Origin of the sequence: Bradyrhizobium sp. 141, assembly GCF_023074055.1 — a bacterium.
GTDB lineage: Bacteria > Pseudomonadota > Alphaproteobacteria > Rhizobiales > Xanthobacteraceae > Bradyrhizobium.
In genome coordinates this window covers 555,113-566,258 of sequence record NZ_JADPKR010000013.1, presented here as the reverse complement: position 1 = coordinate 566,258, position 11,146 = coordinate 555,113, and the positions used below count along the sequence as shown (strand labels likewise).

At 61.9% G+C, this 11,146-nt stretch carries 11 protein-coding genes; 2 read left to right on the top strand and 9 right to left on the bottom strand.

The window, feature by feature from the left end:
- Positions 1-15 precede the first annotated feature (15 nt).
- Positions 16-717: a cellulose biosynthesis protein BcsS gene (bcsS, locus tag IVA81_RS04905; protein ID WP_247313043.1), complete on the top strand. Its 702-nt coding sequence runs from the start codon at positions 16-18 to the stop codon at positions 715-717.
- 207 nt (positions 718-924) lie between these two features.
- Here bcsS and IVA81_RS04900 read toward each other — a convergent pair whose 3' ends face one another.
- The 9 genes from IVA81_RS04900 to IVA81_RS04860 form a co-directional block, all read right to left on the bottom strand.
- Positions 925-1,344, bottom strand: coding sequence for a Rid family hydrolase (locus IVA81_RS04900; protein WP_247313040.1), 420 nt, complete (start codon positions 1,342-1,344; stop codon positions 925-927).
- Between the two features lie 549 nt (positions 1,345-1,893).
- Positions 1,894-2,640: a CoA-transferase gene (locus IVA81_RS04895; RefSeq protein WP_247313037.1), complete on the bottom strand. Its 747-nt coding sequence runs from the start codon at positions 2,638-2,640 to the stop codon at positions 1,894-1,896.
- Positions 2,637-3,443 carry a CoA-transferase gene (locus IVA81_RS04890; RefSeq protein ID WP_247313035.1) on the bottom strand — a complete coding sequence of 269 codons (807 nt, stop codon included), beginning with the start codon at positions 3,441-3,443 and terminating at the stop codon, positions 2,637-2,639. Before IVA81_RS04890 ends, IVA81_RS04895 begins: the two co-directional genes overlap by 4 nt.
- A gap of 57 nt (positions 3,444-3,500) precedes the next feature.
- Positions 3,501-4,715 (bottom strand): 3-sulfinopropanoyl-CoA desulfinase, encoded by a 1,215-nt coding sequence (gene acdA, locus IVA81_RS04885; protein WP_247313032.1) that lies wholly within the window; start codon positions 4,713-4,715, stop codon positions 3,501-3,503.
- Between the two features lie 57 nt (positions 4,716-4,772).
- Positions 4,773-5,348, bottom strand: a complete 576-nt coding sequence (locus IVA81_RS04880) for a peroxidase-related enzyme (RefSeq protein ID WP_247313029.1) — start codon at positions 5,346-5,348, stop codon at positions 4,773-4,775.
- A gap of 131 nt (positions 5,349-5,479) precedes the next feature.
- Complete coding sequence (locus IVA81_RS04875) at positions 5,480-6,142, bottom strand: TetR/AcrR family transcriptional regulator (RefSeq protein WP_247313026.1); 663 nt, start codon at positions 6,140-6,142, stop codon at positions 5,480-5,482.
- A gap of 373 nt (positions 6,143-6,515) precedes the next feature.
- On the bottom strand, positions 6,516-7,172 hold the full coding sequence (locus IVA81_RS04870) for a TadE/TadG family type IV pilus assembly protein (RefSeq protein WP_247313023.1): 657 nt from the start codon (positions 7,170-7,172) through the stop codon (positions 6,516-6,518).
- Complete coding sequence (locus IVA81_RS04865) at positions 7,172-7,729, bottom strand: TadE/TadG family type IV pilus assembly protein (RefSeq protein ID WP_247313020.1); 558 nt, start codon at positions 7,727-7,729, stop codon at positions 7,172-7,174. Before IVA81_RS04865 ends, IVA81_RS04870 begins: the two co-directional genes overlap by 1 nt.
- A 10-nt stretch (positions 7,730-7,739) precedes the next feature.
- Positions 7,740-9,161: a pilus assembly protein TadG-related protein gene (locus IVA81_RS04860; protein ID WP_247313335.1), complete on the bottom strand. Its 1,422-nt coding sequence runs from the start codon at positions 9,159-9,161 to the stop codon at positions 7,740-7,742.
- 492 nt (positions 9,162-9,653) lie between these two features.
- On the opposite strand from IVA81_RS04860, the gene IVA81_RS04855 reads away from it, so the two are divergent.
- Complete coding sequence (locus IVA81_RS04855; protein ID WP_247313018.1) at positions 9,654-11,129, top strand: FAD-binding oxidoreductase; 1,476 nt, start codon at positions 9,654-9,656, stop codon at positions 11,127-11,129.
- Positions 11,130-11,146: the final 17 nt, after the last annotated feature.

Sequence of the window (11,146 nt, the reverse complement as noted above, 5' to 3'; positions counted from 1 at the left end):
CGTCGGAGGGAGCCGGTGAAGTTGCTAAAGGGCTTCGCTTCGGTCTTGACGGCTAGTTTGGCAGGCGTCGCAGCCGCAGAGGAGCCGCCGCGCCTTTCACTGCAGAGTACTAGCGATTTTGCATCCTACGGCGCTTTTTACACTGACCTTACGGCCTTGTATTCTCCGTTCGGGACCTTGTGGGAGCCTGGCTGGCGCGTGGAAGGCATTGCCTCAGCCCGCCGCTACAGCTTTGTGGAAAACGGCCAGAAACGGGTCGGGCTCGATGCAACGCTGGATCTGCTCGCGGGATACCAATTCACCCCGCATGGCTGGTCATGGCTTGTCGCCGCCGGCGTGACGGGCGTGAACAGTCACGTCTATGCCGCGCCTGGCTTGCCGCGATCCGACGCACAGCTGTACGGACTGAAGGTGCTCACTTCGCTGTACGGCAAGCCAACTGACCAAACGATGGTCTATGTCCAAGCACACTACAATACTGCATCCGAGTTCTATTACGCGCAGGGCAAGACAGGCATTGCAATCGCCCCAAATATTTTTGTGGGACCTGAAGCGGCCTATTCAGGCAGCTGGACCTACAACCAGCTTCGTCTTGGAGGACACATTACGGGGTTTACCGTCGGCAGCATGAATACGGGCGTTTCGCTCGGCTATGTCCGCGATAGCAACTACGGCAAAGGCGTCTATGGCGGCTTGAACTTTCAGATCAATTTTTGACCGGAGACCGCACTGGTGATGATCGGTCATACGTACATTTTTGCGTCGTCATGCAGAAAACCCAAGTCGTCCAGTCGAGCCAGTCCGAACGCCGTGATGCCACCTCTAACAAGCCCGACTGACGGACGGCGGACGTCTGCAATTGGCCCATAGTTGACCTTGCCGCACTGCCCGCCACGCGTCAGCTTGTGACCCCAAAGCGGACGTTCACACGACGCGCGCAAGGAAAACGCTGGAAGGCTCCACCTCAATCAGGAACGCGTCGTTGGCGAGGCTCGGCAACCCCATCCACGTTGCGCAAGGCGGATTGTCTCCGAATGTTGCCCTGAGCGCGCCACTGATCGCCTCGCTTTCGTGCAGATATTCCTGCTTGATGTAGAGGCGAAGTGCGCCGACGTCATTGAGCGTCGCGCCAACCGAAGCCAGTGCGACAGCTAGATTTTCGAGGCTCTTTTCAAGTTGACGCGCGATGTCACCGACACCAATGATTTTTCGATCGGCATCCCAAGCGACTTGGCCAGAAACATTTGCAACGTCGCCGAACGGCGTCCGGACGACTGCGACCTCAGCAAAGCCATACGGTCGACTATCAAACAATCCTGCAGCGACCTTTATGGATCGGCTCATTGCAGCTCCCTATTTGGTGCGGGCTGACGGCGCCAGAACGGAATAGCACACGACCGCGATAACGGACACTTCAGCTTCTGGCCCTTCGCGACAAACTCGATCCGAAGTCTTTCCTGTCGGCAATGAGGGGCAGAGCAGCCGGGATACTCGTTCTGAGTTCTTCGATGCCTGACCCAAAGGAGACAGGGGCGTTCGGCTCCCGTCTAAAGGCGCTTCCACTCCCGAACTACGATCTGGAAGTCGTCCTCATAGATAATCTTTCCCGGGTTCTTCGATCTGAGAAGGCGCACTGCGGTGCCATGCTCTTCGAGCAGAACCGCGATTTCCCACATCTTTTTAATCGAGGGTTCGGCCGTGTCCTTAAACCAAGAAACTGCTTCTGGTCCCCAGTTGCTCGTTGAGAATGGCGGACAAGGTAGATGGGCGTTCAGCCACGCATAGGCATCCTCAAGCCAAGCGCTTTGATAAGGGGCGAGTTGCCCCCCATCGCGAAGCAGGCGAGTACGCGCCCTAAATTGACATAAGTCGCAAAATGCCAGACGCGAGATCCTAACACGGACCCGGCATATTGCCCGCGAACTGCGGATAGCATTCGCGCAGTTCCTCGCGAATCCGTCCCCGGATCAATGCCAGTGTCGCCTCGTCCGGCGACGGCGTCGTGGCCTCGCATTGCTCGTTATCGTACGCGAAGCCCGTCGTGCCGCGAATGTCGCGCCAATCGTGGCCGGGATGCGTGCTTTCGAGACGGAAACGTCCCGCCTCTCGTTCGAAGGAAAACAGCGCCGCATTGGTCAGCAGCGCATGAGGCCCGCCGCGCCGATAGACCGTCTCGTCGGTAACACCAGGCGCAGACACGAAGTCGACGCGCTCGACCAGGGATCGCAAGCTATGCTCTTCACGGAACAGTATGACCCGCGGAACCAGGAAATACAGGTAGGCCGAGCCGAACGAGCCGGGCCATCGGACGGGATTGTTCGGATAGTCGCCGGTGCCGACGAGATTGACATTGCCCTGGCCGTCGATCTGGCCTCCGCCGAGAAAGAAGGCGTCGAGGCGTCCCTGCGCGGCACAATCGAACAACTCCTCGGCACCGCCGGTGAAGGAATTGTGCTTGACCGAGCCGAGGATCGAGACCTGCACGTGCTCCAGTCCGTCACGCTGGTTAATCGCCCGCAACAGCATCGCTCCAGCCGCCGGCATCGGCGACGATTGACCAACCGCAACATGCCGCACGCCCTTCAGCAGCCGCGAGATCGTGTAGATCATCAACTCACGGCTGGTGCACGCCTCGCTCATGCGGCGCTCCTGGAGTCCCGGACGTAGGCCAAAAATCCTTCCGGGGAGCGCGCCGCTCGGGCGTATTTCTCGATCTCCTGCCCGTCCCTGGGATACTCCGCGTAAAGCCCCGTGGGCCATCCACCGTTCTGAAGCTGTGCCACCGCACTCACGTAGATCGCGGGCAAGACGCCCGCGGCCATTTTCTCATCCTCGAGCAGCGACACATCAGAGATGCGCTCGACGGTCACGAACGCCTTCTTCGACGCATGGGCCAGCAACATCACCTCGCGCCGACGCCCCAGCCGAACGTTGCCAAACCGGTCCGCTTCAGGCGCATGAAACAAGGCGATGTCGGGCTGAATCGCCGAGACAACGACGATCTGCTCACCATCGTCGAACGGGTTGGACGTCACCTTCCAGTCGTCCCGTTTCTCTAGGACGTCGCTACCGATGATGCCGCGGATCGGCATGAACGGAACCCCCTTCTCCGCGGCGGTCAGGCCCGCGAACACCGCGGGACAAGTGGCATCACGAAGGCGAATGGATCCGTCGCGGACAGCCCGGCTGAAACAGGGCGCACCGCCCGCTTCGCCGAGACTGACGGCGCTCGTCTCCAGCGTAGCCACAGCGCCGGCGCCGATCAACATATCGACCTGCATGCCGCCAATCGGCGCACAGACCACATGGAGATCACGAATGCCGCGATCGATCAGCATCCGAACCAATCTGGGCGACGCGCCGTAGTCATCCGGCGCCAAACCAAGCTTGCACCCCGACGGAATCATCTCCGCCATCTTCTGCGGCGTTACGAACTCTGTCATCTCTGCACCTCTCCCTCGAGTCCCAATCCGGACGCCGCAGTCACTCACGACGGCGCCCTAGTTCTTTTCCGTAAGGTCCCTCGACGCGACGTAGCCATCGCGCGTCTGCGGCAGCTTCCAGCCCAGGACCTTGCCAGCTACCAAAGTGCGCAGCACCTGAGCCGTGCCGCCGCCGATCGTGAACATGCGGACATCGCGCGCCATGCGTTCGAGCGGAAAGTCGCGCGAATAGCCGCGCGCTCCGAACACCTGCAGGGCGTCATTGACGATCTTGATCGCGGCTTCCGAGGCGAAGATCTTCGCCTGGGCGGCAAGCATTGGATCCGGGAACGAGCTGCCGCCCGGTCCGCGTGAAGCAGCAGCCGCGTGCAGCATCAGGCGCGATGCGGTCAGTTGCGTCTGCATGTCGGCGAGCATCCAGTGCAGACCTTGAAACTCGCCGATCGGCCGGCCGAACTGCTCGCGCGTCTTCGCCCATGCGATGGCGTGCTCCAGTGCGCCGGCCGCAATCCCCATGGCGACCGTGCCGGCGCCGACGCGCTGACTGTTGTAGGCATTGATGAGGTCGGCAAAGCCGCGCTTGAAGCCCGATGGAGGCAGCAGCACCATGTCCGGCGTGATCTCGAGGTCCTCGAAGACGAGCTCGCCCTCGGGCATGCCGCACAGCCCCATCGTCGTTTCGCGCTTGCTGACGCGGAGGCCTTGCACCTCGCCGCGTATGGCCAGGAAGCCACCGACGCCCAGCTCCTCGCCACTCTCATCGAACACACGGGCAAAGATCAGGTGAAGGCGGGACACCCCGGCGCCGGTGATCCAATGCTTCCTGCCGTTGAGCACGTAGCGGTTGCCACGTTTGTCGGCTCGCGTGGTCATTCCGCTCGCATCGCTCCCCGCATCGGGCTCCGTGATGCAAATGGCCGGCTTGTCGCCCCCGAGGACGAGATCGGCAGCGCGCTTCTTCTGCGCCTCGGTCCCATAGGCCATGACGGTCGAGATGGCGCCCATATTGGCCTCGACCACGATGCGCGCGGAGACGGTACAGGACCGGGCGATTTCCTCGATGACCAACACCGTGTCGAGGAAGCTCCGACCCTCGCCGCCATATTCCGGCGGAATGGTCATTCCCATGAAGCGCTCGGCCTTCAGCGCCTCGACGACGTCCCATGGATATTCACGCGACTGATCGATGTCGGCAGCACGCGTCCGTATCATCCCGTTCGAGAGCGCCGCAGCCTTTTCCTTCAAGGCCAGTTGCTGGGATGAGAGTTCCATGACCGTTCTCCATTCCGCACGGGCGAGCGTGTTTGCCGAAGATGTCAGTCAGCCCCGTCAGCCGCGTCCCATGCTGTAGAATTCCGGGTTCGGACGCATGCTGGTGACGTTGGCAAGCCGGTTGGAGAGGCCGAAGAAGGCCGAGATCGCGGCAATGTCCCAGATGTCGTCTTCCGTGAACCCGTGCGATTTCAGAGTGGCGAAATCGGATTCGGAAACCTTGTAGGCCTCGGTCGACACGCATACGGCGAAGTCGAGCATCGCCTTCTGCCGGTCGGTGATATCAGCCTTGCGGTAGTTGACCGCGACCTGATCGGCGATCAGCGGATCCTTGGCCCGGATGCGCAGGATCGCGCCATGCGCGATGACGCAATATTGGCATTGATTGAGGTTGCTGGTCGCAACCACGATCATTTCCCGCTCTGCCTTGGTGAGGTTGCCGGGCTTGTCCATCAGCGCATCGTGATAGGCAAAAAACGCGCGAAATTCGTCCGGCCGGTGCGCCAGCACGAGAAACACGTTCGGAATGAAGCCGGACTTCTCCTGGACAGCCAGGATACGGGCGCGGATGTCGTCTGGCATGTCGGCCAGATCAGGGACGGGGAAGCGACTGACTGCAAGTGCCTTGGTCATGGCCTGAATATCCTCAGTGTTAGTCGATGGAAATCGGTACGATCACACGCCCCCTCGGGCAACCTGTCCAGCGGAAGCTCTGCCAGTTCAACGGACTGTTTGCCCGCGTTCATTCTCGATGAAACTATTGCTCACCGTCGTGGCCCCATGTCGTTGGCCTGGATCATCGCGAGAAATCCGCGCGCGAAGACGTCGAGCGCATCGGGACGTCTTTCCAGCTTCGCCCGCAGCACCGCCCCCTCCCAGCCGATCCAGAAGAAATGCGCGAGGCTGTCGCAATCGATGCCCTTGGGGATGTCACCCGCCGCCTGCGCCGCGCGGAGGCAGCGTGAGGTCCGCATCTCCCAATCCCTGAAAACGGCGGCGAGGCGCATTCGGAACGGCTCCGGCAGGGCCCCCATCTCCTGTCCGAGATTGCCGACGAGACAGCCACGTCGATAGCCGTGGCGGGCCATGCCCGACCGGGCGTCTGCGATGAAATCGCGCAGGCGCTCCAGCGGAGCCCGCTCTGCATCGTCGAACCATCGATTCAGCTTGCGCGCGAAATAGGCCGCATAGGCATCGATCAGCGCGAGACCAAACGCCTCCTTGCTGCCGAAGTAGTGATAGAACGACCCCTTCGGCACGTCCGCGGAGGCCAGGATCTCGTCCACGCCTACGGCGCTGAATCCCTTCTCGGTCAGGATCGCAACACCGGTACGCAGCAGACGCGCGCGCGGCGCATTCGGATGCGACTGGTCCCTGGGAGGACGACCTCGTCGACGCGGCTCTGAAACCGAGGCTTCGCTGCTCATGAGGATTTATTAGACCGATCGGCTTGGAAAATCAACCCGTCGATTGAATGTGCTGCCAAGCCTGTTTGCAGCGACAGTGTACCGGCGCTGCTGGCGCGTGAATGCGAGCCTTGGCGGGCCATACTTCGATGTGCGAAGAAATGCCGCTCCCGCAGGGCAATCGCAGATGGGCGATTTGGCCTGTGGCCATCCTTCGAGACGCCCGCCGTTGGCGGGCCCTCAGGATGAGGATCGGGTGCGCGGCACCGGTTTCAACAGGAACCGGTGCTGCTTAGCCTCATCCTGAGGAGACCGCGGAGCGGTCGTCCCGAAGGACGAGGCGCGCGTCAGCTCGCGCGAATTGCCGTAATGCGATCGCCCGGCCCCGCGCGACTTAACAGCTCTTCTGCTGCAAATGCTGGACACAGGTGCAGGTGGACGTCGCCGGATATTTCACGTCGTAATAAGGAAAGCTCGAGGAGCCGCCCGGGCCGTTGGTCGAGCAGCGCGGGAACAGATAGTAGCTGTCGGACAGCTTGATGGTGCCCGCGATGGTGAAGCCGAGGTTCGGCGTGTAGTCATAGGACACCTCGCTCAGGATGAGGGAGATGTTGGCATTGGTGGTGCCGCCGGGCGCGGTAAAGGACGACAAGGTCATCTGCTGACCGACGGTTCGTGCGCCCGAGGAGCTTGTCGACTTGCTCCATCGCACCGTCGCATTGCCGTTGCTGTCCGTCGAGACCTCCGAGACGGTGATCGTCATCAAGGAGGTGCTGCCACTCTTGGTGGGATATGGAGCCATGATGGCACTCGCGGCCGCGAGAATGCCGTCCATCTGGGTCGTGCTAACGGCGGTGTTCTGCGTGATCATGTCGGCGACACTGTGCGCGGTCGCGCTGACCTTGACGTTCATGGCGAGCCCATTGCCGAGCTCGACGCCACCGATATAGAGCACCAGCATGAACGGCGTCACGATGGCGAACTCCGTCGCTGCAACGGCGCGGACATCGGTCAACAGGTGCCGGGCGCGAGACGACAGGGCGGAGATCATCAGGTAGCTCCTGGCTCGTTCTGGAACGCGGCAGACGACATGATCAGCCGATTGCCGTTGCTGAGATTCGAGAGGTTGAAACCGAGCGGGCCGAGGACGACCGGCCACTCGTACATCACGCGGAGCACGACGATATCGCCGGCGTCGCCCGGATCGTACAGCCAGACATTGGAGACCTTGCCCGATGCATCGTAGGTCAGGGTCGGCAACGCCGTGTTCGCGGAATTCCACGAGGTTGCGACCTGCATGTCGATCATCAGGCCGTTGCAAGTGAACAGGATCACGATCTGGTCGCAGACCTTCTGCTTGAAAACCGCCTGCGTCATGTTCGCGGACTGAACCTGTCCAGTCATGACAAGCCGCGCCGATTGGCGCACGACGGATTCGAGCATCTGCTGGGCGAAGAAGACCAGAAACGTCTGAATGAGTGCGATGACGAGGGCGAGAAACGGCGCGGCGACGAGCGCGAACTCGACGGCCGTGGCGCCCCTGCTGTCCTGCGCGAATGCGGCGCAGCGATTGCGGCGTCTGATGATGGTCGAACCGTATCCGAACATGGCCCTTTCCCTACTTCACGAGGCTGGCCGTGCTGGACGCGACCTTGATGAACAGGTCCGTCAGAGCCTTGTTGATGTCGCCACCATTCTTGACATTTGCGTACAGGCCCGGTGACGCACAGGATTGCAGCCGTTGCGCGATCGTGCCCGTCGATGAGGACGGATTGTTGAACTGCGAGATACGGCTGGTGTACCAGCTGTCGCTCGGCAGTTCCAGGTACTCGGTGTAGAGGATCGCGATACGAATGTTTCGATTCTTAATGGTATCGCATATCGCCGTATTAAGCGGTTGCTGGCATCGCGCAGTCGTGGAGTTGGCTGACGGAAGCGGATAGGTAGCGTTGGGGTCGCAGCTGCCCCCCGACTTCGGGATGAGCTTGTCCTCGACGCCGTCGGTGACGAGGAAGACCACTTCCTGCGGTGTACCGGTCGCGCTACCGTCGCCGGGATTGGGCATGATGGTGTTGAGGTCCGTCAGCCCCTTCGAGATATCGGTGCCGTAGTCGGTGGTGTAGATGCAGCCGCCCGAACCGTTGAGAACGGGGCAGTTCTGGTGGTCGACCGTCAGGAGCTGAATGTTGCCGATCTTCGTGCCGGCCGTGCTCGGGGTGGTCAGCGTCTGGATCGTGTTCAGGGCGTAGTCGAAGGTGTAGATGGCCGCCTTGTAGGTCGTATTGTTGAGCGCCGACATGCACTGCATGACGCCGCCCGACGTGCCCGACTGAGGGCACGACCAGGGTCCGACCATCAACTGCTTGACGGCATTGGTCACGAGATCGATCCGCAGCGTGATGTTGTTCGCGCGCGCGACCGTGAGGTTGTCCTTGTTCGTCGAGCTGGGGGCCGCGTTGTTGGGATGCGCCTCATGACAGGCGAATGCACAATTCCTCGCGTAGGCTGGTTGGGTCTTCGTGGCGAGAACCATGTTGTCGATGTCGCCCTGGGTCGCGGCCAGCGCCATTGACGGGGAATCATCCAGCAACAGGTAGAAATTCATGTTGGGCGCGCTCGACGCCTTCGCGATCGCCGAACCGGCCACCTGCCAAGTCTGCTTGCCGAGAACGCCCGGGAAATTGTTGACGGACTCCGCGGTGTAGGAAACCGTGATGGTCCGCGCGAGACCAGAATCGGTGACCGTGACCGTCGGAGTCGGCGTGGCCGCCAGCCCGGGAAGATTCGCCTTGGCGGCAAAGACGGCCTTCGCGGTCTCCTTGATGGTATCGCTATTGGTCTGCGTCAGCATCGCCGGCCGCACGGCCGCGATCGCGGCCGCGTCGGCGGCCGCGTTCAACTGCTCCCGCTTGCGCAGGGCCAGCGTATAGTCGAGCGTCATCCCCAGCAGAAAGATGATAGGAACCAGCGTCAGCGCAAAAATGATGGCGACGTTGGCCTTCCGGTCTGTCGCGAAACGGAGCACTGCGCGGCGGAGCATGAGGTTCATCCTTACTGCCGTCGCTGCGGCAGCGGCCCTTTCCCTGAAATCGACGGAAGAGATCGCCGGGGTTCGATCCCGGCACTCGCCCATCATGGGCGGAATATGTCGAGCGCCCCGTTAATCAACACTTACGGGTCATCCGCAAACAGGAACCGCACGGGATCGAGATGTCTCATATCGAGAAAGCATCATTAATGTCGCTTAAATGCGATCGCAGAGATTGGCGGTAAACGGTAAGAACACCCGTAAAATACCGGAGGAAACACGATCTGCGCCCGCCGACAGAGCGCGCGTCCGGCATCCGGTGCGGCACGGCTCAAACAGGAAATCCGAAAACGCCCCCCTGCACGGTCGCCGGCGCAAGGCGCCCTGCTTCCGGGCTTTGCGGGCCAGAGCCATCTTGCCGTTAGACTCGACGGCGCAAACGTGGACAATACCCCGACGCACGTTACGTGCGCAGTGCACACCAAGATGCGCCAGGGGAAACAAATGCCGGCTGCCGGTCCGTCGTCCGAACCCATCATTCCAACCGCTCCGCTGACGGCCCAGATGCGCGATTCGCTGCGCGCGATCGTGGGTGAGAAGGGCCTCATCGAGGACGAGCACGGCAAGCAGCCGTTCGTGACGGACTGGCGCGGACTGCTGGTTGGAGGGGCCGGAGCCGTCGTTCGTCCCGGCAGTACCGAAGAGGTCGCGAAGGTGGTCAGGCTCTGCCATGAACACGGGGTCGCGATCGTGCCGCAGGGTGGAAACACCGGTCTGATGGGCGGAGCCACGCCCTGGCCCGCGCACACCGGCATCGTGTTGTCGCTTGGCCGCATGGACCGCGTGCTGGACGTCGATGCCACCGGTTACACCATGACGGTCGAGGCCGGCTGCGTGCTGCAGGCTCTTCAGGAGACTGCAGTCAGGCACGACAGGTTCCTGCCGCTCAGCCTTGGCGCCCAGGGCTCGTGCATGATCGGCGGCAATCTGTCGACCAACGCCGGCGGCGTGCAGGTGCTCCGCTACGGCAATGCCCGCAATCTCGTTCTGGGCCTGGAGGTCGTGCTGGCCAATGGCGAGGTCTGGGACGGCTTGCGTGCGCTCAAGAAGGACAATACCGGCTACGACCTCAAGCATCTCTTCATGGGCGCCGAAGGAACGCTCGGCATCATCACGAAGGCCGTGCTCAAGCTGTGGCCGGCTCCCAAGGACGTCTGCACCGCGTGGCTGGCGATCCGGGATCCGCGCGCGGCGCTTGAGATCCTGTCGGAAGCCCATGGCGCATCCGAGGACAATGTCGGCTCCTGCGAGCTGATGAGCCGCGCCGCCGTCGACATGGTGCTCCGCCACATTCCCGGCACGCAGGATCCGCTTCGGGCGGACACGCCATGGTATCTGCTGCTCGAATGGTCCTCCTCGCGGGCGCGCGAGGACGGGGCTGAGGGCATCGCGGCGAAGATGGAGCAATTTCTCGCCGATCAGCTCGAGGCCGGACGCGTGATCGACGCGGCGATCGCCCAGACCGGAAGCCAATCGCAGAACATGTGGCGCATCCGGGAAAGCGTCGCCGAGGCCTCCCGGGCCGAGGGGCCGGGACTCAGCTTCGATGTGTCGGTGGCCATCTCCAGGATTCCGGAGTTCATCGACCTCGGGCTCAAGGCCGTGTGCGACATTCTCCCGGCCATTCGCCCCTATCCTTTGGGGCACATTGGCGATGGCAATCTGCATTTCTCGTTCATGGGGCCGCTCGGCATGGATCAGCAGACGCTGACCCAATACAAGGCCGCGATCACGCGAGCCGTGAACGATCTCATCACGTCCATGGGCGGCTCGATCTCGGCGGAACACGGCATCGGCATCGACAAGCTCGACGAGCTCAGCCACTACCGCTCGAAGACCGAGCTCGACATCATGCGAACCATCAAGCGCGCGCTCGATCCGCAGAACATCATGAATCCCGGCAAGGTGCTGCGGCTATGATCTGACTGGACGGCCTC